The organism is Pseudomonas sp. CGJS7 (genome assembly GCF_036961695.1).
Genome location: NZ_JBAMDI010000054.1, coordinates 1 through 23,540, shown reverse-complemented (window position 1 = coordinate 23,540; position 23,540 = coordinate 1). Strand labels below are relative to the sequence as shown.

20 protein-coding genes are annotated in these 23,540 nt (G+C 67.7%); 14 read left to right on the top strand and 6 right to left on the bottom strand.

The features are described 5' to 3' along the window. The first annotated feature begins 3 nt into the window (after positions 1-3). Both V7787_RS27785 and V7787_RS27780 read left to right on the top strand, forming a co-directional pair. Complete coding sequence (locus V7787_RS27785) at positions 4-1,038, top strand: FAD:protein FMN transferase (protein WP_336090570.1); 1,035 nt, start codon at positions 4-6, stop codon at positions 1,036-1,038. A 19-nt stretch (positions 1,039-1,057) separates the two neighbouring features. Next, the gene (locus V7787_RS27780; protein ID WP_336090568.1) at positions 1,058-2,701 is read left to right on the top strand and encodes a sulfite reductase subunit alpha; all 1,644 of its coding nucleotides are present in this window, start codon (positions 1,058-1,060) and stop codon (positions 2,699-2,701) included. Positions 2,702-3,284: 583 nt separating this feature from the next. Here the strand turns inward: V7787_RS27780 and V7787_RS27775 are convergent. Then, positions 3,285-3,902: a HutD/Ves family protein gene (locus V7787_RS27775; protein ID WP_336090567.1), complete on the bottom strand. Its 618-nt coding sequence runs from the start codon at positions 3,900-3,902 to the stop codon at positions 3,285-3,287. Between the two features lie 303 nt (positions 3,903-4,205). Continuing rightward, positions 4,206-4,544, bottom strand: coding sequence for a ComEA family DNA-binding protein (locus tag V7787_RS27770; protein WP_336090566.1), 339 nt, complete (start codon positions 4,542-4,544; stop codon positions 4,206-4,208). A gap of 221 nt (positions 4,545-4,765) precedes the next feature. Here V7787_RS27770 and V7787_RS27765 point away from each other — a divergent pair, with 221 nt between their 5' ends. After that, on the top strand, positions 4,766-6,259 hold the full coding sequence (locus V7787_RS27765) for a M20 family metallopeptidase (protein WP_336090564.1): 1,494 nt from the start codon (positions 4,766-4,768) through the stop codon (positions 6,257-6,259). Between the two features lie 171 nt (positions 6,260-6,430). On the opposite strand, the gene V7787_RS27760 is transcribed toward V7787_RS27765, so the two are convergent. Further along, a complete protein-coding gene (locus tag V7787_RS27760; RefSeq protein WP_336090563.1) occupies positions 6,431-7,270 on the bottom strand; it encodes an outer membrane protein in 840 nt (279 codons plus the stop codon). A gap of 341 nt (positions 7,271-7,611) precedes the next feature. Between V7787_RS27760 and V7787_RS27755 the strand changes: the two genes are divergently transcribed. Then, entirely contained in the window at positions 7,612-7,857 is a 246-nt protein-coding gene (locus V7787_RS27755) for a GlsB/YeaQ/YmgE family stress response membrane protein (protein WP_336090630.1), read from the top strand. A 295-nt stretch (positions 7,858-8,152) separates the two neighbouring features. Here V7787_RS27755 and cysN read toward each other — a convergent pair whose 3' ends face one another. Then, positions 8,153-10,147, bottom strand: a complete 1,995-nt coding sequence (gene cysN, locus V7787_RS27750) for a sulfate adenylyltransferase subunit CysN (RefSeq protein WP_336090562.1) — start codon at positions 10,145-10,147, stop codon at positions 8,153-8,155. Continuing rightward, a complete protein-coding gene (gene cysD / locus V7787_RS27745; RefSeq protein WP_336090560.1) occupies positions 10,147-11,118 on the bottom strand; it encodes a sulfate adenylyltransferase subunit CysD in 972 nt (323 codons plus the stop codon). Before cysD ends, cysN begins: the two co-directional genes overlap by 1 nt. Positions 11,119-11,523: 405 nt before the next feature. On the opposite strand from cysD, the gene V7787_RS27740 reads away from it, so the two are divergent. Genes V7787_RS27740 through V7787_RS27725 form a run of 4 tightly spaced genes read left to right on the top strand, consistent with a single transcriptional unit; the run spans position 11,524 to position 16,131 of the window. Next, positions 11,524-13,356, top strand: a complete 1,833-nt coding sequence (locus tag V7787_RS27740) for an assimilatory sulfite reductase (NADPH) flavoprotein subunit (RefSeq protein ID WP_336090559.1) — start codon at positions 11,524-11,526, stop codon at positions 13,354-13,356. Continuing rightward, entirely contained in the window at positions 13,356-13,631 is a 276-nt protein-coding gene (locus tag V7787_RS27735; RefSeq protein WP_336090558.1) for a hypothetical protein, read from the top strand. Before V7787_RS27740 ends, V7787_RS27735 begins: the two co-directional genes overlap by 1 nt. Further along, positions 13,628-15,382, top strand: coding sequence for an assimilatory sulfite reductase (NADPH) hemoprotein subunit (gene cysI, locus V7787_RS27730; RefSeq protein WP_336090557.1), 1,755 nt, complete (start codon positions 13,628-13,630; stop codon positions 15,380-15,382). The genes V7787_RS27735 and cysI overlap by 4 nt, the downstream gene beginning before the upstream one ends. Further along, positions 15,379-16,131, top strand: a complete 753-nt coding sequence (locus V7787_RS27725; RefSeq protein ID WP_336090556.1) for a phosphoadenylyl-sulfate reductase — start codon at positions 15,379-15,381, stop codon at positions 16,129-16,131. Before cysI ends, V7787_RS27725 begins: the two co-directional genes overlap by 4 nt. A gap of 421 nt (positions 16,132-16,552) precedes the next feature. Here the strand turns inward: V7787_RS27725 and V7787_RS27720 are convergent, their stop codons facing one another. Further along, on the bottom strand, positions 16,553-17,536 hold the full coding sequence (locus V7787_RS27720; protein WP_336090555.1) for a LysR family transcriptional regulator: 984 nt from the start codon (positions 17,534-17,536) through the stop codon (positions 16,553-16,555). A gap of 331 nt (positions 17,537-17,867) precedes the next feature. On the opposite strand from V7787_RS27720, the gene cysG reads away from it, so the two are divergent. From cysG to V7787_RS27690, 6 genes are all read left to right on the top strand, one after another. Beyond that, positions 17,868-19,322: a siroheme synthase CysG gene (cysG, locus tag V7787_RS27715; RefSeq protein WP_336090553.1), complete on the top strand. Its 1,455-nt coding sequence runs from the start codon at positions 17,868-17,870 to the stop codon at positions 19,320-19,322. A 30-nt stretch (positions 19,323-19,352) separates the two neighbouring features. Then, positions 19,353-20,333, top strand: coding sequence for a cysteine synthase A (gene cysK, locus V7787_RS27710; RefSeq protein WP_336090551.1), 981 nt, complete (start codon positions 19,353-19,355; stop codon positions 20,331-20,333). Positions 20,334-20,667: 334 nt separating this feature from the next. After that, positions 20,668-21,690 (top strand): aminoglycoside phosphotransferase family protein, encoded by a 1,023-nt coding sequence (locus tag V7787_RS27705; RefSeq protein ID WP_336090550.1) that lies wholly within the window; start codon positions 20,668-20,670, stop codon positions 21,688-21,690. Continuing rightward, the gene (murU, locus tag V7787_RS27700) at positions 21,687-22,412 is read left to right on the top strand and encodes an N-acetylmuramate alpha-1-phosphate uridylyltransferase MurU (RefSeq protein ID WP_336090549.1); all 726 of its coding nucleotides are present in this window, start codon (positions 21,687-21,689) and stop codon (positions 22,410-22,412) included. The genes V7787_RS27705 and murU overlap by 4 nt, the downstream gene beginning before the upstream one ends. 58 nt (positions 22,413-22,470) lie before the next feature. Beyond that, positions 22,471-23,025: an RNA 2'-phosphotransferase gene (locus tag V7787_RS27695; RefSeq protein ID WP_336090547.1), complete on the top strand. Its 555-nt coding sequence runs from the start codon at positions 22,471-22,473 to the stop codon at positions 23,023-23,025. Beyond that, positions 23,022-23,528 carry an O-acetyl-ADP-ribose deacetylase gene (locus V7787_RS27690; RefSeq protein ID WP_442965334.1) on the top strand — a complete coding sequence of 169 codons (507 nt, stop codon included), beginning with the start codon at positions 23,022-23,024 and terminating at the stop codon, positions 23,526-23,528. Before V7787_RS27695 ends, V7787_RS27690 begins: the two co-directional genes overlap by 4 nt. Positions 23,529-23,540: the final 12 nt, after the last annotated feature.

Here is a 23,540-nt window from a genome sequence, read left to right as displayed (position 1 = left end):
GCGATGACTCAGGCCAAGCCGCAAACGATGTGGTCGTGGTCGGGCGCGCTCAGCGCGCCGGCCGCGGCGCCTCCGCGCGGCCTCGCCGTCGCGGCGCCGGCGTTGCACACGCTGCGCGGCGCGACGATGGGCACGGCCTGGTCGGTCAAACTGGTCGCGTCTTCCGCGGCGTTGTCCGAGTTGGAGCGCGGCATTCAGGCCTGCCTGGATCGCGTCGTCGCGCAGATGAGCACCTGGGAAGCGGCGTCCGACATCAGCCGCTACAACCGCGCCGAAGCCGGCAGCCTGCACACGCTGCCGGCCGAGTTCGCGCAGGTGTTGGCCTCGGCGCTCGCGCTCGCGGCCGATACCGACGGCGCCTACGATCCGAGCGTCGGGACGCTGACCGATCTGTGGGGCTTCGGCCCCGCGGGCGCTCACGCGCAAGCGCCCGAAGCCGCCTCGCTGGCGCAGGCGCGCACGTGCGTGGACTGGCGCCGCTTGCGCTTCGAGCCGGCGCAACGCCGCTTGCTGCAGCCCGGCGGCGCTTACCTCGACTTGTCTTCCATCGCCAAGGGCTACGGCGTCGACTGCGTCGCCGATTGGCTGCTCGCGCAAGGCATCGCCGATTGTCTGGTCGAAGTCGGCGGCGAGTTGCGCGCGCACGGCCGCAAGCCCGACGGCACGGCTTGGCGGGTGGCGGTGGAACAACCCGGCGGCGGCGAAGACGAAGCCGCGGCGGTGATCGCGCTCGATGGTTTGTCGATCGCGACCTCGGGCGATTACCGCCGTTACTTCGACGCCGACCGGCGCTACTCGCACACCCTCGACCCGCGCAGCGGCGCGCCGATCGACAACGCGGTCGCCTCGGTGACCGTGCTGCATCCGCAGTGCATGCACGCCGACGCGCTCGCCACCGCGCTGACTGTGCTCGGCGCGCACGCCGGCATGGCTTACGCTAACCGTCGCGACATCGCCGCGTTGTTCGTGCTGCGCGAAGGCGAGGCCCTGGTCGCGCGCGCGACGCCGGGCTTCGTCGCCCGGCAACGTCGCGTCTGAATTCTTACGCATGAGTTCGATGACCGCTTCCAAACCGCGTTGGCTCGATCTGTCGACGATCGGCCACGCACTGATTCTGCTCGCCCTGGCCGCGCTCGCGATCGGCCTGAGCCAATGGCAGGCCGAACCGCTGCGCTGGACCTCGCCCGGGCGCGGACGGCTGTGGGCGGCCGCGGCGCTGGCGGCCGCTTATGTGGGCTTCGTAATCAACGTGGCGGTGTCGCGCGCGCGCACCGCGCGCAAGCAAGCCTTGCCGGAAATCGCCGACGAACAACGCGGCGATTGGTTGGTCGCCTTCGCCAGCCAGACTGGTTTCGCCGAGCAGATCGCGCGCCGCAGTTGCGACGCGCTGCGTGACGCGGGACTGCGCGCCGATCTGGCCGTGCTCGGCACCCTCGACACGGCGAAACTCTCTCGTTATTCGCGCGTGCTGTTCGTGGTCAGCACCACCGGCGAAGGCGACGCGCCCGACAGCGCGGCCGGTTTCGTGCGCAAGATCATGGGCGAAGCGGCGAGCTTGCCGGGTCTGGGTTACGGCGTGCTGGCGTTGGGCGATCGCGAGTACCAGGAGTACTGCGCGTTCGGTCATCGCCTGGATCATTGGCTGCGCCATGCCGGCGCGCAGCCCTTGTTCGATCTGGTCGAAGTCGACAACGGCGAAGCCGGCGCGTTGCGGCATTGGCAGCACCATCTGGGCCTGCTGGCCGGACGCACCGACCTGCCCGATTGGAGCGCGCCGTCCTACGCGCCCTGGCGCTTGCGCGATCGGCGGCTGTCCAACCCCGGCAGCGCCGGCGCCGCCGCGTTCCATATCGACCTGGTCCCAGCCGACGACGCGCCGCTGCGCTGGGACGCCGGCGACATCGCCGAAATCGGACCGCGCAACGGCGGCGACGACGTCGCCCGCTGGCTGAGCGCGAGCGCCAGCGACGGCGCCGCGCCCGTGCGCGCGGACGATGCGAGTACGACGCTGGGCGAACTGTTGGCGCGTTCGCGCCTGCCCGACCCGGCGCCGATGCGCGGCATCAGCGCGCAAGCCATTGCCGACGCGCTGGCGCCGCTGCCGCATCGCGAATACTCGATCGCTTCGATCGCCGAAGAAGGCGTGTTGCGTCTGTTGGTCCGGCAGATGCGTCGCGACGACGGCAGCCTGGGCATCGGCAGCGGCTGGTTGACCGAGCATGCGGCGCAGGGCGCGACGATCGACCTGCGTATTCGCAGCAACGCGTCCTTCCACGCGCCCGACGATGCCCGGCCGGTGATCTTGATCGGCAACGGCACCGGCCTTGCGGGATTGCGCGCGCTGCTCAAGACCCGCATCGCCGCGGGGCATCGTCGCAATTGGCTGTTGTTCGGCGAACGCAGTGCGGCTTGCGATCTGCACTATCGCGAGGAGCTCGACGCCTGGCTGGCTCAAGCTTGGCTTGAACGCGCCGACTATGCGTTCTCGCGCGATGGCGAGCGGCGCGTGTATGTGCAGGATCGGTTGGTCGAACGCATCGAGCAGATTCGCGAATGGGTGGATGCCGGCGCGGCGGTCTATGTCTGCGGCAGCCTGGAAGGGATGGCGCCGGCGGTGGACTCGGTGCTGCGGGATGCGCTCGGTGTCGAGGCATTGGAAGCGATGGCGGCCGATGGGCGTTATCGGCGGGATGTGTACTGATTCGAGGTTCGAGGTTCGAGGTTCGAGGTTCGAGGTTCGAGGTTCGAGGTTCGAGGTTCGAGGTTCGGGGTTCGGGGTTCGGGATTCGGGATTCGGGATTCGGGATTCGGGATTCCGCATGCTGCATCCCGCACGCGAAATTCGACAACCGCGCCCCCACCTATCGTCATTCCCGCGAACGCGGGCTCCGCTCTACTTCGGCGGAGCCGAACATCCAGTGCCTTTCGTGCGAGAACGTTTGAAGTCGCTGGATTCCCGCGTTCGCGGGAATGACGACCTGGAAAGATGACGCTGAAGTTTCTGGATTCCCGCCTTCGCGGGAATGACGTTCTGAAGAAGTCGCGCCGAAGACTTAACGCTCGCGCTTTCGCTCCTGGCTTGAGCGTATGCCGCAAGAAACCGCACACCTACCTAGCCGTCATTCCCGCGAAGGCGGGAATCCAGTGCCTTTCGTGCGAGAACGTTTGAAGTCGCTGGATTCCCGCTTTCGCGGGAATGACGGGCTGGTGAGATGTCGCTGAAGGCTCTGAATTCCCGCATTCGCGGGAATGACGTCCTGGTGGTCTAAGGGGCCGCAGACCGCTCAAACCCGAGCCACGCGCACCAGCAGCACTTCACCGCCACCTTCCAGCACATTGCGCAAACGCTCATCGCCCGCAACCAAAATCGCGGTATCGCCGGCTTGCAACGGCGCCAGCCCCGAATCGTCGGCGAAACGCGCTTGCCCGGCCAGCAGATGCACGGCCCAGCTCTGATGCGGCTCGGCGAAGATCACCATCGGGCCGACCAGCGGACGATGAAAGAGTTCGGCGCGGACGCGGTCGCGACGCCACATCAGGTTGAAATCGTGGGTCGGGCCGTCGAGCAGTTCGCCGCGCACTTCGCGTTCGCCGGCGAAGCGCAGTTTGTCGTGCGGCGGCAACAGCTCGCGCACCTCGCCGTCGTCGAAACGCAGGCGCAGGCCGTTGCCGCTGAGCAACACCAACTCGCGGTCGATGCCGGGAAACGCCGAGAACGGCGCGTCGCTTTCGATTTCGGCGATCGACAGGCGCCAATCCCAGTCATCGCCCTGCGCCGCCCGGTCCAGGCCGTCGGCGCCGCGGCTCATGCGGACGATTTCGCGGGTCCAGCCGAACTGATTGCGCCAGCGTTCGCGGCGGTACTCGTTGGCGGGGATGCACCAGGACAGACGGTCGGACATGGGACTAGGACGCTGGAACGAGGAGCGCTGAGTCTAGTGGCTGCGCGCCATCGGCCCAAGCCGAACGCCGCGCAGGACGCCCGCGTCGCCGAAATCCGATCCGGTCCCGGCCGCAAGACGTGTCAACCGGCCGACGCCCGAGGCGTTACCAGAACCGATACGCGGAAAAGGATGTGCCCCGCCGCGGATCCTTCCGCGGCGGGGCGACGTACTTCCGTGTCCAGGGACCTCCCCCCGAATCCTCCGGGCCTCCTTGCCCGATTAACTACCGACTCCGCATCCGTACGGTGCCGGCAGGTTGTTTCAGCGCTTGCTGGCGGCGCGCGGTGCCGCTATGGCACCTGCGGTGTTGGTCGGCCGGCCCTGGGCCGCGCCTCCCACCACGATTCGGTCACGGTTCTTTTCGACCGTTTTCAGTCCGATCCCCTTGACCAGGGCCAGCTGTTCGACGCTGCGGAAGGCCCCATTGGCCTTGCGGTAAGCGACGATGGCTTCAGCCTTGGACGCTCCGACGTTAAGCAGCACGCGATCCAGCGTGGCAGCGTCGGCGCTGTTGATATTGACCTGCTCGGAGGCGTAGGCGCTGCCGGCGAGAAGCAACGACAGAACCAGCGACTTGGCGATGAGGGCAAACGATTTCATGATTTAGCTCCTGAGATTGGATTCCTTTCCGATCCGGCGGACGTACATCCCTGAGTCCTTGTGTCCGCCGGTGGAGACAGTCTCCATGTCTCGACCGGGATAGGTTATCGCCAAGCAGGCCTGTGCGAAGTCGGGCGTAGCCGCAGCGCAGGGTAGGAAAAGTCCTACACGGCCCGGCAGGCGTAAACTGGCCGCTTTCCCAGCTTCGAAGGCCCCGAACCATGGACGCCAGCAAGGTCGACCGCTACGTAAGTCAGAAATGGGACGACGAAATCGTCCCGCAATTGGTCGAATACATCCGTATTCCCAACAAATCGCCGATGTTCGACGCCGATTGGGTCCAGCACGGCTACATGGACGATGCGGTCAAGCTGATGGAGTCCTGGGCCAAGGCCCAGTCGATCCCCGGCATGCAGGTCGAAGTGGTCCGCCTGGAAGGCCGTACCCCGCTGATTTTCCTGGATATTCCCGCTGCCCACGGCGGCAGCGACGACGATTGCGTGCTGCTGTACGGGCATCTGGACAAGCAGCCGGAGATGACCGGCTGGGACGACGACCTGGGCCCGTGGAAGCCGGTGCTGAAGGGCGACAAGCTCTACGGCCGCGGCGGCGCCGACGACGGTTACGCGATCTTCGGCTCGCTGGCGGCGATCCTGGCGCTGCAGGAGCAGCAGATCCCGCACTCGCGCTGCGTGATCCTGATCGAGGCCTGCGAGGAATCGGGCAGCTACGACTTGCCGGCCTACGTCGACCATCTGGCCGACCGGATCGGCCAGCCCTCGCTGGTGGTGTGCCTGGACTCGGGTTGCGGCAACTACGACCAGCTGTGGTGCACCACCTCGCTGCGCGGCCTGGCCGGCGGCAATTTCACCGTCAAGGTGCTCAGCGAAGGCGTGCATTCGGGCGATGCGTCCGGCGTGGTGCCGTCGAGCTTCCGCCTGCTGCGCCAGTTGCTCTCGCGCCTGGAAGACGAAACCAGCGGCAAGATCCTGATCGAAGGCCTGTACGTGGACGTGCCCGAAGAACGCCTGGAGCAGGCGCGTCAGGCCGCCAAGGTGCTCGGCAACGCGGTCTACGACAAGTTCCCGTTCCTGCCCGGGATGAAGCCGATGGCCAGCGAACTGTCGGAGCTGGTGCTCAACCGCACCTGGCGTCCGGCGCTGTCGGTGACCGGCGTGGACGGCATGCCGCCGCTGGCGTCGGCCGGCAACGTGTTGCGTCCGTACACCTCGGTGAAGTTGTCGCTGCGTCTGCCGCCGACCCTGGACGGCAAGCGCGCCGGCGAATTGCTCAAGGAAGTGTTGCTGCGCGATCCACCCAACGGCGCGCAAGTCACGCTGGAACTGGAGAAGTCCTCCAGCGGCTGGAACGCGCCGGCGATGTCGTCGTGGTTGAACAAGGCCATCGACGCGTCCAGCCGCGAGTTCTTCGGCCAGCCGGCGATGTACATGGGCGAAGGCGGCTCGATTCCGTTCATGGGCATGCTCGGGGAAAAATTCCCGGGCGCGCAGTTCATGATCACCGGCGTGCTGGGTCCGCATTCCAATGCGCACGGTCCGAACGAGTTCCTGCACATCCCGATGGGCAAGCGGGTGACCGCGTGCGTGGCGCGGGTGGTGGCCGAGCATCATCTGGCCAGCCAGCGCGGTGAAACCACCGGCGTGGCGGTGGCCGCCGACAGCGGCGATCGTCACGGCGATCACGGCTGCTGCTGATCGCCAATGCGCGCGCAAAGGTGCTGAAGATTCGAAGTCGAGGCCGACAGCCGCGCCATCGCCGATTTCGAATCCGCGCCGCGATCGAAAAGCGGACCCTATCGACGGGTCCGCTTTTTTTTGAACGGTAGCCAGCGAACCCGATGCCCGCGGATCGAAGCATCGACGGTTCTAGAACCGGTAAGTCGCGGTCAAGCGCAAACTGCCGAACTCGAAGTCTTTGTCGGTGCGGCGAAAATCGGTGCCGTCGGCATTGACCAGCAGGAACGGATTGTTGGCCGGCGCCGCGCCGCGCGAGGCGCGCACGCGGAAATCGTCGTCGTCGATGCGGCTGAACAAATATTCCAGGCCGACCGAAAAACGATCCAGCACTTTGCGCTCCAATCCCACCCCGGCCTGCCAGCCGTCGGCGCGATCGTCGCCGCGCAATGCGAACGCGTTGGCCGCGTTGCTGGTGGCGAAGCTGTGGTCGATCTTCGCCCGTACCGCGCCGGCGGTGAGGTACAGCAAGTACTCGCCTTCGCCGCCGAAGGCCCAGCCGGCGCGGCCGCGCAAGGCCAGGGTGTCGTCCAGGTCGCGGGTCATGGTGTAGAACGCCGGCGTGGTGCTGAACGCCGAGACGCTGTCGCGGGTATCGCCTTGGGTGTATTCGACCAACAGGCCGAACACCCACGGCCCCGTTTGCCAGTCGTAACCGGCGCGGACGCCGTAATCGGCGCCGCCCTTGTCGCCGCGACAGCCCTGCGCCGGGGTACGGTCGCCCGCGGCGCCGCCGCAGAAACCCGGCGAGAACGCATCGGCGCCGGCCGCGGTGCGAACGGTATCGCCGAAACCGCCATCGAGATTGTTGTCGAAGGCGATGCGCCCGCCGTTGCCGCTGGGTTCGGACGAACCCAAATTGCCGCCGAGATAAAAACCGCTCCAATCCTGCGCGGAGCTTTGCGCGTAAGCCTGCGACGCTGTCGCCGCCCATACCGCGATGATCATCGATGCCAAACGTTCGGGTTTCATAGTCGCTCTCCGGGTCGTGCGCGGCCGCGCGCGCAGGGCGCGGAGCGGCTCGCGGGTGAGTGTGCGCAACAACGCCACGGCCGCGCGAAACGGGCGTGTCGTCGGCTGTACGCAGGCGCTCGCGATGCGGATGCAGGCTGGGGCCGTGGTTCGGCAGGAAAGCGGAACGGGTTGGCGAATCCGAGCGCGTTGTCTGAACGCAATACCTCGCCGCGGCGATCGCCGATGACGCCGCCGCTGGCTTAACCGCGGGACAACTCACCACCCCACCCTCACGCCGCTGCGACGACGCCGGTCACATGATCCTGCCGCACCCCACCATCCTCTTGAGGAGACAGGCCATGTTCGGCGGCATCATTTCCACGATCATCATCGGCGCGGTCATCGGCATCCTCGCGCGCTTCTTCAAACCCGGCGCCGACCCGATGGGCTGGATCCTGACCATTCTGCTCGGCATCGCCGGCGCTTACATCGGCGGGCTGGTTTACGGCGGCGGCGGTTTCATCGGCATCATCGTGTCGGTGATCTGCGCGATCGTGCTGTTGTTCCTGTACGAGATGATTCGCAGCAAAAGCGCGAAGAGCTGAGTTCAAATTCCAGCCGCGTGCACACGAACGCCCCGATTTTCGGGGCGTTCGTATTTCGGCGCGATGCGATGAACGGCGAGGTGATTCGACTGTGTAGTGGGGAAGACAGGATTACCCAGATCCGGCGCGGTTGTATTGACGTGGTCGCGGCTTGCGCCGCTCCTACAGTCGCTGCGGCCAGCCACATGGGCTACCTGCACATGGGCTACCTGTAGGAGCGGCGCAAGCCGCGACCGCGCTGCAACCAGTGGCAACGCAAGCGCGAAGCCGCGGTTCAACGCGCGAGCACCCCGCGTCAGTCGCGCAAGTAGTCGACCACGCGCTGGGCCAGGGTCTGCGGGTCGTCGTCCAGCGTCGCCAAATGCAGCTCCGGATTCTCCGGCGCCTCGTACGGCGAATCGATGCCGGTGAAGTTGGGAATCTTGCCGGCGCGCGCTTTCGCGTACAGGCCTTTGACGTCGCGCCGTTCGGCTTCCTGCAGCGGCGTGTCGACGAACACTTCGACGAACTCGCCGTCTTCGAACAATTCGCGCGCCAACCCGCGCTCGGCGCGGAACGGCGAGATGAAACTCACCAGCACGATCAGCCCGGCGTCGGTCATCAGCTTGGCGACCTCGGCGACGCGGCGGATGTTCTCGACCCGGTCGGCGTCGGTGAAGCCCAAGTCCTTGTTCAAACCATGGCGGACGTTGTCGCCGTCGAGGATGAAGGTGTGGTGGCCCAGGCCGTGCAGTTGCTTGTCGACCAGATTGGCGATGGTCGACTTGCCCGAACCCGACAGGCCGGTGAACCACACGCAGCGCGGCTTCTGCCGCTTGCCGCGCGCGCGCGCGGCCTTGTCGACGTCGACCGGCTGCCAATGGATGTTCTCGGCGCGGCGCAGGGCGAAGTCCAGGGTGCCGGCGGCGACGGTGGCGTTGGTCTGGCGGTCGATCAGCACGAAGCTGCCGAGTTCGCGGTTGTCGCGGTAGGCCTCGAACGCGATCGCCTGATCCAGGCCGAGGTTGCAGTAAGCGACTTCGTTGAGTTCGAGCTGGCGCGCAGCCAGTTGCGCCTGGGTGTTGACGTCGATCTTGTGCTTGATCTCGGTGATGCTGGCGCTGACCGTGCGGGTGCCGATCTTCAGCCAATACGAGCGGCTGGGCAGCAGCGGCTTGGCGTCCATCCACAGCAGATGCGCTGCGAACTGATCGGCCACCTGCGCCGGCCGCTGGGCGCTGGCGATCACATCGCCCCGGCTGATGTCGAGTTCGTCTTCCAGCGTCAGGGTGATCGCCTGCCCGGCCACCGCGCGGTCCAGATCGCCGTCGGCGGTGACGATGCGCTGCACGCGTGAACGCCGGCCCGAGGGCAGTGCGACGATTTCATCGCCGGGTGCGACCGAACCGGCGGCGATGGTGCCGGCGAAACCGCGGAAATCCTGATGCGGGCGATTGACCCATTGCACCGGCAAACGCAAACCCAGATCGGCCGCGTCGCGCGCGGTGTCGACCGTTTCCAGATGTTCCAGCACGCTGGCGCCGCGGTACCACGGCGTCGCCGCCGAGGCGCCGGTGAGGTTGTCGCCGTTGAGCGCCGACAGCGGCACCGCGTGCACGTGTTCGATGCCGAGCTTGTCGGCGAGTTCGCGGTATTCAGCGACGATGTGCTCGAACACGGCCTGATCGAAATCGACCAGATCCATCTTGTTGACCGCCAACACCACATGGCGGATGCCCAGCAGCGAAACGATGTAGCTGTGGCGACGTGTCTGGGTCAGCAGGCCCTTGCGCGCGTCGACCAGCACCACCGCCAGATCGGCGGTGGACGCGCCGGTGGCCATGTTGCGGGTGTACTGCTCGTGGCCGGGGCAGTCGGCGACGATGAATTTGCGCTTCTCGGTGCCGAAGTAGCGGTAGGCCACGTCGATGGTGATGCCCTGCTCGCGTTCGGCGGCGAGGCCGTCGACCAGCAGCGCGTAATCGATCTCGCCGTTGCGGGTGCCGTGGCGGCGGCTGTCGGCGTCGAGCGCGGCCAGTTGGTCTTCGAACAGACGCTGGGTGTCGTGCAGCAGGCGCCCGATCAGGGTGCTCTTGCCGTCGTCGACGCTGCCGCAAGTGATGAAGCGCAGCAGGCTCTTACGCTCGTGCTGGCGCAGGTAGTCGGCGACCGCGTCGCTGGCGGAGCTGGGGATTCGCGATTCGGGATTGGCGAAAGCCACCACGCTCCCGGTCTTGTTCGCCGAACCTTCCGCTGCTTCGCGCTCCGCCGTTTCCGGTCCCGAACTGCGTGCTCCCAATACCGGTGCCATCAGAAATAACCCTCTTGTTTCTTGCGCTCCATCGACGCGGACGGATCGTGATCGATCATCCGGCCCTGGCGTTCGGAGGTAGTGGCGACCAGCATCTCGGCGATGATCTTCTCCAGCGTGTCGGCCTCCGACTCGATCGCCCCGGTCAGCGGATAGCAGCCCAGGGTGCGGAAGCGCACCTTGCGCTGCTGCGGCACTTCGCCCTCGCGCAGCGGCAGGCGCTCATCGTCGACCAGGATCAGGGCGCCGTCGCGTTCCACCACCGGGCGCGGCGCGGCGAAATACAGCGACGGCACCGGGATGCGTTCGCGGTAGATGTAGAGCCACACGTCCAGCTCGGTCCAGTTGGAGATCGGAAACACACGCACGCTTTCGCCGCTGTGGATGCGGGTGTTGTAGAGGCTCCACAGCTCCGGGCGCTGATTCTTCGGGTCCCAGCGGTGCTGGGCGTTGCGGAACGAGAAGATCCGTTCCTTGGCGCGGGATTTTTCTTCGTCGCGGCGGGCGCCGCCGATGGCGGCGTCGAATTTGTTCCAGTCCAGGGCCTGCTTGAGCCCCTGGGTCTTCATCACATCGGTGTGCACGGCCGCGCCGTGGCTGACCGGGCCGATGCCCTGGGCCAGGCCGTCGGGGTTGATGTGCACGCGCAGATCCACCCCGGTCTCGCTGGCGCGGCGGTCGCGGAAGGCGATCATCTCGCGGAACTTCCAGCCGGTGTCCACGTGCAGCAGCGGGATCGGCGGGCGCGCCGGGTAGAAGGCCTTGAGCAACAGGTGCAGCAGCACCGAGCTGTCCTTGCCGATCGAATACAGCATCACCGGATTGCGGAACTCGGCCGCGACCTCGCGCAGGATGTGGATGCTCTCGGCTTCCAGCCGGTCCAGGTGGCTCAGCGCTTGCGGCGCCAGCCAGGGCGCCGGGTCGGCGGCGGTGGAGTCGAACAGGACGCTCGGATCGGGTGACGCACTCATCTCAGTAAGGGCTCGTGACAAAGCCGCGTTCCAGGAGCGGCCGGACGACGCGGCGGCGTCCGACCTGTAACGGCATGCTGTTCGCGGTCCGCGAACGCCGGCGCGCAGCTGCGCGCACGCCCATCGAACCACATCGAACCCCTGCGGGATACCGCCCGGACCGGTGTCCGGCCGGCGCGGCGGCCTGCCGAAACCGGGGCCTGAACTGGACCGGTAACCGGGCTCCGGCCGCGGCCTCGACGGGGTCCATTAGAAATCCCCCCGGATTCGGGGAGAAATGAGCGGGAGTGATGTCCGCATAACCGCGCATCCTTTCCGCCAGCCCCCGCGCGGCTCGTAGCCTGCATCCTCCGAAGCCACAGGCCGACCGCCGTGCCCGCCGCCGCCACGACCGCCGCCCCCTCGTTGTCCCCTCCCGCTCTGCTGGCCACTCCGTTGCCCGCCGACCGGCTCGATTCGCTCGCCCGCCTCACCGACGGCCTGGACAGCAACAGCCTGTGGTGGCTGTCCGGTTATGCCGCCGGATTGGCCCGCTCCGGCGGCGGCGCACTCGCCCCGGCCATCGCCGCAGCCTTGCCCGAAGCCAAGAGCAGCGAGCGCCTGAGCATCGTCTACGGCAGCCAGACCGGCAACGCCAAGCGCTTGGCCGAGCAGCTCGCCGGCCAGGCCGAGGCCGCCGGCCTGGGCGTGCGCCTGATCCGCGCCGACGCCTACCCGACCCGCGAGCTCAAGAACGAACGCTTGTTGTATGTGGTCATCAGCACCCAGGGCGACGGCGATCCGCCCGACGACGCCCGCGGTCTGGTCGAATTCATCGCCGGCAAGCGCGCGCCCGAACTCAAGGGGCTGAACTACGCCGTGCTGGGTCTGGGCGATTCGAGCTATCCGCAGTTCTGCGCCATCGGCGCGCGCCTGGATACGCGTCTGGCCGAACTCGGCGCGACCCGATTGTTCGCCCGCGGCGATGCCGACCTGGATATCGAAACCGTCTCCACCCCGTGGCTGCAGCAAGCGCTGAGCCACGCCCGCGAAACGCTCAAGCCGGCTGCCGCGCATCTGGCCACGGTCACTCCGCTGCGTCCGCTGCCGGCCGCGCCGGCGTTCCATCGCGATGCGCCGTTCGCGGCCGAACTGATCGCCAACCGGCGCCTGATCGCGCGCGGCAGCAGCGCCCGCGGCGCGGTCGCCGCCGACAAGGACATCCGCCACATCGAGCTGTCGCTGGAAGGTTCCGGCCTGCACTACCAGCCCGGCGACGCGCTCGGCCTGTGGCCGCGCAATCCGCCCGAGCTGGTCCAGTCGGTGCTTCAAACGCTGGAACTCGACGGCGATGCCGCGGTGAGCCACGGCAACCAGACCCTGCCGCTGCGGCAATGGCTGAGCGAGAAGCGCGAACTGACCAAACTGGCGCGGCCGTTCATCGCCAGCCACGCCGCGCACGCGCGCAGCGACGAACTCAACCGCCTGCTCGCGCCCGACAACGCCGCCCAGCTCGGCGAATTGCTGGCGCGCACCCAGGTGATCGACCTGCTGCAACGCTACGACGGCCAATGGTCGGCCGAAGAATTGGTCGCCGCGCTGCGTCCGCTGACGCCGCGCCTGTATTCGATCGCCTCCAGCCAGAAGGCCGTCGGCGACGAAGTCCACCTGACCGTCGCCCACCTGGAATACGCCAGCGACCACGGCCCGCGCTGGGGCGCGGCCTCGCATCTGCTGGCGGTGGCCGAGGAAGGCGAGCGCCTGCCGGTGTTCATCGAACACAACGACCGCTTCCGTCTGCCCGCCGACGGCAGCCGCGACATCGTCATGATCGGCCCGGGCACCGGCGTGGCGCCGTTCCGCGGTTTCGTCCAGGAACGCGCCGCCGACGGTGCGGCCGGACGCAACTGGCTGCTGTTCGGCAACCCGCATTTCCGCACCGATTTCCTTTATCAGACCGAATGGCAGGCGGCGTTGAAGTCGGGCCAGCTGCACCGGCTGGATCTGGCGTTCTCGCGCGATCAGGCGCAGAAGGTCTACGTGCAGCACCGCCTGCGCGAACACGGCCGCGATCTGTACGACTGGCTGCAAGGCGGCGCGCACCTGTACGTGTGCGGCGACGCCACCCGCATGGCCCGCGACGTGCACGCCGCGTTGCTCGCGGTCATCGCCGAACACGGCGGCAAGAGCGCCGAGGCCGCCGAGGATTATCTGAACGAGTTGCAGCAACAGGGCCGCTACGCCCGGGACGTTTACTGATGTACGCGCAACGCCACGCTTTGATCGAACGACACGCTTTCGCCGAGCGGCAATCCCACGCGCGGTATTTGACGGAAACGGGCCGCGCGTCGCAGGCCGCGACGCCGCGCTTGATGTCTACTGATCGCCTCGCAACACCGATTGCCCCGGCAGTCCGGATGGAACGCGGGAACGATACCGCCGCGATCGAGCGCGCCGAGCAGAGCGCGCCGACGCGACAGGGCCGCGTTCCGTTCGGGCTGCATTCGCAAGCGCGCGCCGGAGCATCGGCATGAGCGCGCACTCGGTCGAAAACATCAAGGAATCCAGCGCGCGGCTGCGCGGCACCTTGCTGGAAAGCCTGGCCAATCCGATCACCGGCGCGCTCAACGACGACGATCAGACCCTGATCAAGTACCACGGCAGCTACCAGCAGGACGATCGCGACGTGCGCGAGGAGCGCCGTCAAGCCAGCCTGGAGCCGGCCTACAGCTTCATGATCCGCACCCGCACTCCGGGCGGCGTGGTCAGCCCGGAGCAGTGGCTCAAGCTCGACGCCATCGCCACCACTTACGCCGAACGCGGCCTGCGGGTGACCACCCGCCAGGCGTTCCAGTTCCACGGCGTGATCAAGACCGAACTCAAGTCGACCATGCAGGCGATCAACGCCACGCTGATCGACACCCTGGCCGCGTGCGGCGACGTCAACCGCAACGTCGCGGTGGCGGCCAACCCGCAGTTGTCGGCTTCGCATGCGGCGGTGTTCGCCCAGGCCGCGGCGTTGTCGGAACACCTGCTGCCCAACACCCGCGCCTATTACGAAATCTGGCTGGACGAAGAACGCGTCGCCGGCAGCGGCAGCGAGGAAGAGCCCATCTACGGCAAGGCCTATCTGCCGCGCAAGTTCAAGATCGGCTTCGCGGTTCCGCCGTACAACGACGTGGATGTGTTCGCCCAGGATCTGGGCTACATCGCCATCATCGAAGACGGCGAGCTGGCCGGTTACAACGTCACCGTCGGCGGCGGCATGGGCGCGACCCATGGCGATGCGGAGACCTACCCGCGGGTGGCCGACGTGATCGGCTTCGTCACTCCCGATCAAGTGATCGCGGTCGGCGAAGCGGTGGTCACCGCGCAGCGCGACTTCGGCAATCGCCAGGTGCGCAAGCGCGCGCGGCTGAAGTACACCATCGACGACCACGGACTGGCCTGGTTCAAGTCGGAAGTCGAACGCCGCGCCGGGTTCCCTCTCCTCCCGGCGCGGCCGTTCGCCTTCCGCCACAACGGCGACCGTTTCGGCTGGGTCGAAGGCGACGACGGGCGCGGGCATCTGACCCTGCGCATTCCGGCCGGGCGCATCGTCGACGGCGCCCTCGACGGGCGCGGCGAGGAATTGACCCATCTGAGCGGCCTGCGCGAGATCGCGCAGCTGCTGCAGGCGCATCCGGGCAGCGAATTCCGGATGACGCCGAATCAGAACCTGGTGATCGCCGGCGTGCCCGCGGAGTTGCGCGGACGCATCGACGGCTTGATCGCCCAGCACGGCCTGGACGGTTACGCCCAGGCCAGCACGGTGCGCCGCAACGCCCTGGCCTGCGTGGCGTTGCCGACCTGCGGGCTGGCGATGGCCGAGGCCGAACGCTACCTGCCCGACTTCGTCGGCGAAGTCGAACGGCTGCTGGCGCGCCATGCGATCCCCGATGCGCCGATCAACCTGCGCATCAGCGGCTGCCCGAACGGTTGCTCGCGGCCGTACCTGGGCGAGATCGCCTTGGTCGGCAAGGCGCCGGGCCGCTACAACCTGATGCTCGGCGCCGATCACCGCGGCCAGCGCTTGAACACGCTGTACCGCGAGAACATCGCCGAGGCCGAGATCCTGGCCGCGCTGGACCCGCTGTTCGCCGCCTACGCCGGCGAGCGCGACGGCGAAGAAGGCTTCGGCGATTTCCTGGTGCGCCGCGAGATCGTCAACGTTCCCTATCCCACGCCCACCGGCATTCCCGTTTCGCTGATCGATGCAGCCCCGGCTGCGAAGGCTTACGCATGAGCGCCCCGACCGACCCCGTGACCGCCGCCGAATCCCCGCGCGCGCTGGCCGAACTCAACGCCTGGCTGGGCACCCAGTCGGCCGAACAGCGCGTCGCCTGGGCGCTGGAAAACACTGCCGGCGAGCACGCGTTGTCGTCGAGCTTCGGTGCGCAATCGGCGGTGTCGCTGCATATGGTCACCGCGCAGGCGCCGCGGATTCCGGTGATCGTGGTCGATACCGGTTATCTGTTTCCGGAGACCTACCGCTTCATCGACGAACTCGGCGAGCGGCTCAAGCTCAATCTGAAGGTGTATCGCCCGCAGATCGGGGTGGCGTGGATGGAAGCCAAGTTCGGCCGTTTGTGGGAACAGGGCGTGGAAGGGATCGAGCGCTACAACCGCATGCGCAAGGTCGAGCCGATGCAGCGCGCGTTGAACGAACTGGGCGTGCGCACCTGGATCGCCGGGTTGCGCCGCAGTCAGTCGGGCAGCCGCGCCAATCTGGATTTTCTGCAGATCAAGGATGGGCGCTGGAAGCTGCATCCGCTGGCGGACTGGAGCGATCGCGACATTTGGCAGTACCTGCAGACGCACGATCTGCCGTATCACCCGCTGTGGCACGACGGTTACGTTTCCATCGGCGATGTTCACACCACGCGCCGGCTGGAGCCGGGGATGCGCGAGGAGGACACGCGCTTTTTCGGGCTTAAGCGCGAGTGCGGGCTGCATTTCGATAGTGAGCCGGCGCAGGAAAATCAGGCCGCCTGATACCGCATCCCGCCCGGAGCCCCTGCAGGAGCGGCGCGAGCCGCGACCGCGGGAGCGCGGCTACGACGAAACTTGCGCCGCAATCGGATGGTTCGCGGTCGCAGCTTGCGCAGCTCCTACAGGGGGATCGCGCGGCTTCAGCGTCGGCCGCAAAAGAGAATCCCTCCGCCCTCGGCGATCGAGGAATCGGCCGCCTGGTATCGCATCCCGCCCGGAGCCCCTGTAGGAGCGGCGCGAGCCGCGACCGCGGGAACGCAACTACGACGAAACTTGCGCCGCAATTGGATGGTTCGCGGTCGCAGCTTGCGCAGCTCCTACAGGGAGATCGCGCGGCTTGAGCGTCGGCCGCAAAGAGAATCCCCCCGTCCTCGGCGATCGAGGAAGCGGAGGGATTTTCGTTCCCGCGACAGCCTGAGCGTAATCAGGAACTGATCGGCTGGGTCAACTCGATCCAGGTCGGCGCCTTCGGCCATTGCGGCTCCAGATTCCCCTCCAGCACCCGCCGCAAATCGCGCCGATCGATCTGCGGCGCCAAGCCGTGCAGCAACTCCAGCGCGTAATCGCGCAACACCCGCGCACGCGGGATCACCGCCCAGGTGATGCACTCGGGAAACGCGTCGGGCGCGATCAACGCGCGCAGGTCTTCATCGCGCGAGGTCACCGCCATTTCGGCCAGCACGCCCACGCCCAGGCCGGCGCGCACATAGGTCTTGATCAGATCGGCGTCGCGCGCGGTCATCGCCAATTGCGGCTCGTGTCCGCCCGCGGCGAACGCGCGGCGCAACGACGACTCCGGACGGGTCGAGGATTCGTAGCTGATCAGCGGATGCGCCGCCAGATCGGCCAGCGTCGGCGCGCGGTCGAGCTTGGCCAGCGGATGCGCGCGCGGCACCAGCACCACCCGGCGCCAGCGGAACAGCGGCACCGCCAGCCCGCCTTCCGGCGGCGCGCCGGCGGTGCTGATCACCGCCAGGTCGGCGTTGCCGTGCGACAGATGCGAGAGCACTTCGCCGTCGGCCGCCGCTTGCAGGTGCACGCTGACTTGCGGGAAGTCGCGCTTGACCTGGGCGATCACCGGCGGCAACACGTAACGCGCCTGGGTGTGCGTGGTCGACAACACCAAACGCCCGGCGTGCTGGCCGCGTTCGTTGGCGGCGTAGGCGCGGATGTTGCCGGCTTCTTCCAGGATGCGGCGCGCGTGTTCGAGCACGCGCTCGCCGGCCGGCGCGATCGCTTCCAGGCTGCGGCCCTTGCGCACGAACAGCAGGAAGCCCAGCTCATCCTCCAACTGCTTGAGCTGCTTGGACAGGCCAGGCTGGGTGGCATGCACGCGCTCGGCGGCCAGGGTGATGTTGAGGCCGGAGTCGGCGATGGCGACCAGATAACGCAGTTGAGTCAGAGTCATGGCGAAGCGATCCGGAATAAGAGTCGATGCGGGACGGAAGCGGCGGCGAATCGGTGCGAACGACAACAGACCACCGCCGCGGGTTTGCGGCCGTTGCCGTTGTCGCATCGCATTCCGGAGATTCGCTGGCGCATCGCGTCCACTTATTTATCGCTCTATTCGGATAAAGGGATTTATAGGCTAGCCGGCGTATGGTGGCCTTGTCCAGTATCCGTGGCGCAACGCTACGGCTCATTACGTGACGGCATGTGCAAAGGCGGCCGCGTCATTTCCGGTCGCCGGGCGGCGGCCTTAGGGTCGCTCCATCGTCCCCGGATCGCCCTCGCCCGCCATGACCAGCCCCCTGTTCCCGCTGTTTGCCGACCTGCGCGGACGCACCGTGCTGGTGGTCGGCGGTGGGCCGGTGGCGCTGCGCAAGGCCGCGGCGCTGCTCGAGGCCGGCGCCCGGGTGCGCGTAGGCGCGCCGCGGCTGCTGCCGGCCCTGGCCGCTTGGGCCGAGGAAGCACGCATCGAACATCTGCACGGCGAGTTCGAGCCGAGCTGGCTGGACGACGCGTGGCTGGCGATCGCCGCCACCGACGACGGCGAGGTCAATCGCGCCGTCGCCGCGGCCGGCGAGGCGCGGCGGATCTGGGTCAACGTGGTCGACGACGTGCAGGCCTCCAGCTTTCACGTCCCGGCGCGGGTAGAACGCGGGCCGGTGCAGATCGCGATCTCCAGCGGCGGCGGCGCGCCGATGCTGGCGCGTCATCTGCGCGAGACCCTGGAAACCCAGCTCGACGAATCGCTCGGCGATCTGGCCCAGTTGCTCAGCCGCGAACGCGCGCGCATTCGCCAGCACTATCCGGAGCTGGGCGCGCGCCGCCGCTTCTTCGAGCGGGTGCTGTCCGGGCCGATCCCGGCGCTGCTGCGCGAAGGCCGCTTCGACGATGCGCAGCGCGCGTTCGGCGTGGCCTTGATCGACGACAAGCCCAACGCCCCGCAAGCCGGTTCGGTCGCCCTGGTCGGCGCCGGCCCGGGCGACGCCGGCTTGATGACGCTGCGCGGTCTGCGCGTGCTCAACGAGGCCGACGTGATCCTGCACGACCGTCTGGTCAGCGCCGAGGTGTTGGCGCTCGCCCGCCGCGACGCCGAATTGATCGAAGTCGGCAAGCAAGCCGGCAATCACCACACCACCCAGGAACGTATCCACCAATTGCTGCTGGAACACGCCCGCGCCGGCAAGCGCGTGGTCCGGCTGAAGGGCGGCGACTCGTTCGTGTTCGGCCGCGGCGGCGAAGAATTGGAAGTGCTGGCCGACGCCGGCATCGCCTTCGAAGTGGTGCCGGGCATCACCGCCGCGCTGGCTTGCGCCGCCTATGCCGGCGTGCCGCTGACTCATCGCGATCACGCGCAATCGCTGCGCCTGGTCACCGCGCACTTGAAGGATTCGGCCGACACCCTCGACTGGCAGGCACTTGCGCAGGAAAAACAAACCCTGGCGGTGTACATGGGCGTGTCCGGCCTGGACGTGCTGCGCGACAAGTTGATCGAACACGGCCGTGCCGCCTCCACGCCGTTCGCCCTGATCGAAAACGGTTCGCGCCGGCAGCAGCGGGTGGTGACCGGCACCCTCGCCGACCTGGCCGAGCGCGCGCGCGGACACCAGGTGCAATCGCCCGCGCTGTTGATCGTCGGCGAAGTCGCCGCGCTGGCGCAGCGGCTGCATTGGTTCGGCGATGCGCCGTTGACCGACGCGCCCGATCCCCAAACCTCCGGTGCCGCCGCGTTCGCCGCGGCCGCCTGATCCTCTTACCCACGCCACGGGAGCACTTCCATGCCTTTGTACGACAGCATCCTCGACACCATCGGCAATACGCCGATCGTCAAACTCCATCGCATCGCGCCCAAGCACGTGAGCCTGTACGCCAAGGTCGAATCGTTCAATCCCGGCGGCTCGGTCAAGGACCGTCTGGCCTTGGCGATCGTGCTCGACGCCGAACGCAGCGGCGCGCTCAAGCCCGGCCAGACCATCGTGGAGGCGACCTCGGGCAACACCGGCATCGCCCTGGCGCTGGTCGCGGCGGCGCGCGGTTATCCGTTCGTCGCGGTGATGACCGAAACCTTCTCGATCGAACGCCGCAAGCTGATGCGCGCCTACGGCGCGAAAGTGATCCTGACCCCGGCCGCCGAACGCGGCACCGGCATGGTCCGCAAGGCCGCCGAACTGGCGGAGAAGCACGGTTGGTTCCTGGCCCGGCAGTTCGACAACCCGGCCAATCCGGCCTATCACCGCAACACCACCGCCCCGGAGATCCTGCGCGATTTCGCCGGCAAGCGGCTGGACTATTTCGTCAGCGGCTGGGGCACCGGCGGCACCCTCACCGGCGTCGGTCAAGTGCTCAAGCTGGCGCGTCCCGAGGTGAAGATCGTCACCTCCGAGCCGGCCGGCGCGTCCTTGCTCAGCGGCAACGCGTGGCAGCCGCACAAGATTCAAGGTTGGACGCCGGACTTCGTGCCCAGCGTGCTGGATCGCAGCATCGCCGACGAAATCCGTCCGATCGACGATGTCCTCGCGCGCGACACCGCGCGCCGGCTCGCCGCCGAGGAAGGCTTGTTCGTCGGCATCTCCGCCGGCGCCACCGTCGCCGCCGCGCTGCAGGTCGCCGAATCGGCGCCGGAAGGTTCGGTGCTGCTGGCGACGCTGCCCGACACCGGCGAGCGGTATCTGTCGACGTTCTTGTTCGAAGGCGTGGCCGACGGCTCCGACGACGAATGGCTGGCCTCGCTGGAACAGGAGGAAACCGTCGCGGCCTGAGCCGCGGGGCGCTTCACAGGTTTTGCGTTAGTACCCGGGCACCCGTAGGGCGGGGTCCGCGGCGCGAGGAATCCGGGAGAGGCGGTGGCGACCGCTTTCGGGGGAATCGTGGCGTGGGCTTCGCCCTACTTTTGTTGAGGAGTGAGTGCAGAGGAGCGAGTGCAGAGGAGTGAGGAGTGAGCGAAAGCAGGGGCAGAGGCCCTGGGCAGCCTCTGCTCACTCCTCGCTCCTCTCCGCTCACTCCTCGCTCCTCTCTGCTCACTCCTCGCTCCTCTCCGCTCACTTCTGCGTTTACCCTGTGCGCCTGCGACCAGCCCGGCCGCATGGAGCCCGCATGACCCAGCCGCACCCCACCGACCGCGATGCCGCCCGCCTGCAATGGGCCCGCGCCGCGACCGGCAACGACAGCCTCACCCTGGTCCGCGCATCCTTCGACGCCGGTTTCCGCAGCTACTGGCGCGGCCAAACCGCGGCCGGCAGCGTCATCGTCATGGACTCGCCTCCCGATCTGGAAGACGCGCGGCCGTGGCTGCGCATCCGCGAAATGCTGCTGGTCGGCGACGTGCGCGTGCCGCAGGTGCAGGCGCAGGACCTTGAACGCGGCTTCCTGCTGCTGGAGGACCTCGGCCAACAAACCTTCCTGCAAGCCTTCGAAGCCGGCCACGCCGACGCCGATGCGCTGTTCGATGCGGCCTTCGATCAGCTGCTGAAAATCCAGGCGCTGCCCTGCCCGGACGATCTGCAGCCCTACGACGAAGCCTTCCTGAGCCGCGAGATGCGCCTGTTCGATGAATGGTTCCTCGGCCGCCACCTGGGCCTGACCCTGGACTGCGGCGATCTGGAACGGCTCGACCTGGCCTATCGCCGCATCCTCGACACCATCCTCGCGCAGCCGCAAGCGTTCGTGCATCGCGACTACATGCCGCGCAATCTGATGCCGGTGGACGGCGGCGTGGCGGTGATCGATTTCCAGGGCGCGCTGCGCGGACCGATCGCCTACGACCCGATCAGCCTGTTCCGCGACGCCTTCATCAGCTGGCCCGAAGACCGCGTCGATGCATGGCTGGCGCGCTACCACGCGCGCGCCGTCGCCGCCGGCATCCCGCTGCCGGAGTTCGCGCGCTTCCGCCGCGACGCCGATTTCGCCGGCCTGCAGCGCCATATCAAGATTCTCGGCCTGTTCGCGCGGCTCAATCATCGCGACGGCAAACCCAAGTACCTGGCCGATGCGCCGCGCTTCCTGGGCTATCTGGACATCGTGCTGGCGCGTTACCCGGAACTGGCGCCGCTCAGCGAGATCGTCGAACGCTACGTGCGCCCCGCCCTGGCGCCGGCGAATACGGGCGCGCCGGCATGAAGGCGCTGATTTTCGCCGCCGGCCTGGGCGAACGCATGCGGCCGCTGACGCTGCACACGCCCAAACCGCTGTTGCCGGCCGGAGGCAAGCGCTTGATCGAATGGCACCTGGAAAAACTCGCCGCGATCGGGGTGAGCGAAGTGGTGATCAACACCTCGTGGCTGGCCGAACAGTTTCCCGCCACGCTCGGCGACGGCGCGCGTTGGGGCCTGCGTTTGCGCTACTCGTTCGAAGGCGACACGCCGCTGGAAACCGGCGGCGGCATGCTGCACGCGCTGCAACTGCTGAACGAGGGCGCCGATCCGAACGCGCCGTTCATCGTCGCCAACGGCGACATCTGGACCGATTTCGATTTCGCCGCGCTGCCGCGCGAGTTCGACGGCGACGCGCATCTGCTGCTGGTGGACAACCCGGCCGAACGGCCGCTCGGCGACTTCCAGCTCGATGGCGACCGCCTGCGCAATCACGGCGACACCCGGCTGACCTACGCCGGCATCGGCGTGTACCGCCCGGCGTTGTTCGACAACTGGCGCGCGATCCTCGCCGACGCGCCCGGCACCGAGCGCACGCCGCCGCGTTTCAGCGTGGTGCCGCTGCTGCGCGAGCGCGCCGAACGCGGCCGGCTCTGCGGCTCGCATCATCGCGGCCGTTGGACCGACGTCGGTACGCCGGAACGTCTGCAACGTTTGGAAACCGCGCTGGCGACGACGCCGATCGCCTGAGCCCGCCTCCCATCACTCAGCGGCCGACACACCGCGCCGCTCCGCCACCGGAACCCGCATGACCTCCGTAAGCCTGACCAAAACCAGCAAATTCCTCAGCCTGGTGCTGCGCCACTCGCCCGAGTCGATCGGCCTGCGGCTCGACCCCAACGGTTGGGCCGATATCGAAGAACTGATCGACCGCGCCAACGCCGAGGGCAAGCCGGTCACCCGCGCCCTGATCGACGAAGTGGTGCGCGACAACGACAAGCAACGCTTCGCCATCAGCGCCGACGGTTTGCGCATCCGCGCCAACCAGGGCCACTCGGTCGACGTCGATCTGGCGCTGGTGCCGCTGCCGCCGCCGGCCACGCTCTATCACGGCACCGCCACCCGCTTCGCCAAATCGATCCGCAAGCTGGGCCTGCTCAAGCAGAACCGTCAGCACGTGCACCTGTCGGCCGATGAAGGCACCGCGGTCAAAGTCGGCATCCGCCACGGCAAACCGCTGCTGCTGCGCATCCGCGCCGGCGACATGCACGCCGCCGGCATCGTGTTCTTCCGCTCGGAAAACGGCGTGTGGCTGACCGACGCGGTCGCGGCGGAGTTCATCGACTGGCCCGAGCGCGACTGATGCGCTTGAGCGCGATCCAGGGCGACATCACCCGATTGGCGGTCGATGCGATCGTCAACGCGGCCAATTCCTCGTTGCTCGGCGGCGGCGGCGTGGACGGCGCGATCCATCGCGCCGCGGGGCCGGAATTGGTGTCCGAATGCCGCTTGCTCGGCGGCTGCAAGACCGGCGAGGCCAAGCTCACCCGCGGCTACCGGCTGCCGGCGGGCCATGTGATCCACACGGTCGGGCCGGTGTGGCGCGGCGGCGAGCATGGCGAGGCCGAGGCCTTGACCGCGTGTTATCGCAACTCGCTGGCGATCGCCGCGCGGCATGAATTCCGGGCGATCGCGTTTCCCTGCATCAGCACCGGCATCTTCGGCTATCCGCTGGAAGCCGCGGCGCGCATCGCGGTGGCGACGGCGCGGGCGCATGAGCACGCAGCGCCGGGCGAGATCGTGTTCTGCTGTTTCAGTGCCGAAGACCTGGCGGTCTATCGGCGATTGCTGGACGAACAGGGCTGAGCGCCCGTCTCG

Excerpts from the sequence above, each read along its gene's own strand:
- V7787_RS27785 (WP_336090570.1), top strand. The coding sequence starts at position 4 with ATGACTCAGGCCAAGCCGCAAACGATGTGGTCGTGGTCGGGCGCGCTC.
- V7787_RS27735 (WP_336090558.1), top strand. The coding sequence starts at position 13,356 with ATGTACGCGCAACGCCACGCTTTGATCGAACGACACGCTTTCGCCGAG.
- V7787_RS27725 (WP_336090556.1), top strand. The coding sequence starts at position 15,379 with ATGAGCGCCCCGACCGACCCCGTGACCGCCGCCGAATCCCCGCGCGCG.
- V7787_RS27695 (WP_336090547.1), top strand. The coding sequence starts at position 22,471 with ATGACCTCCGTAAGCCTGACCAAAACCAGCAAATTCCTCAGCCTGGTG.
- murU (WP_336090549.1), top strand. The coding sequence starts at position 21,687 with ATGAAGGCGCTGATTTTCGCCGCCGGCCTGGGCGAACGCATGCGGCCG.
- cysK (WP_336090551.1), top strand. The coding sequence starts at position 19,353 with ATGCCTTTGTACGACAGCATCCTCGACACCATCGGCAATACGCCGATC.
- V7787_RS27720 (WP_336090555.1), bottom strand. The coding sequence starts at position 17,536 with ATGACTCTGACTCAACTGCGTTATCTGGTCGCCATCGCCGACTCCGGC.
- cysD (WP_336090560.1), bottom strand. The coding sequence starts at position 11,118 with ATGAGTGCGTCACCCGATCCGAGCGTCCTGTTCGACTCCACCGCCGCC.
- V7787_RS27780 (WP_336090568.1), top strand. The coding sequence starts at position 1,058 with ATGACCGCTTCCAAACCGCGTTGGCTCGATCTGTCGACGATCGGCCAC.
- cysI (WP_336090557.1), top strand. The coding sequence starts at position 13,628 with ATGAGCGCGCACTCGGTCGAAAACATCAAGGAATCCAGCGCGCGGCTG.
- V7787_RS27770 (WP_336090566.1), bottom strand. The coding sequence starts at position 4,544 with ATGAAATCGTTTGCCCTCATCGCCAAGTCGCTGGTTCTGTCGTTGCTT.
- V7787_RS27760 (WP_336090563.1), bottom strand. The coding sequence starts at position 7,270 with ATGAAACCCGAACGTTTGGCATCGATGATCATCGCGGTATGGGCGGCG.
- V7787_RS27755 (WP_336090630.1), top strand. The coding sequence starts at position 7,612 with ATGTTCGGCGGCATCATTTCCACGATCATCATCGGCGCGGTCATCGGC.
- V7787_RS27765 (WP_336090564.1), top strand. The coding sequence starts at position 4,766 with ATGGACGCCAGCAAGGTCGACCGCTACGTAAGTCAGAAATGGGACGAC.
- cysN (WP_336090562.1), bottom strand. The coding sequence starts at position 10,147 with ATGGCACCGGTATTGGGAGCACGCAGTTCGGGACCGGAAACGGCGGAG.
- V7787_RS27775 (WP_336090567.1), bottom strand. The coding sequence starts at position 3,902 with ATGTCCGACCGTCTGTCCTGGTGCATCCCCGCCAACGAGTACCGCCGC.
- cysG (WP_336090553.1), top strand. The coding sequence starts at position 17,868 with ATGACCAGCCCCCTGTTCCCGCTGTTTGCCGACCTGCGCGGACGCACC.
- V7787_RS27705 (WP_336090550.1), top strand. The coding sequence starts at position 20,668 with ATGACCCAGCCGCACCCCACCGACCGCGATGCCGCCCGCCTGCAATGG.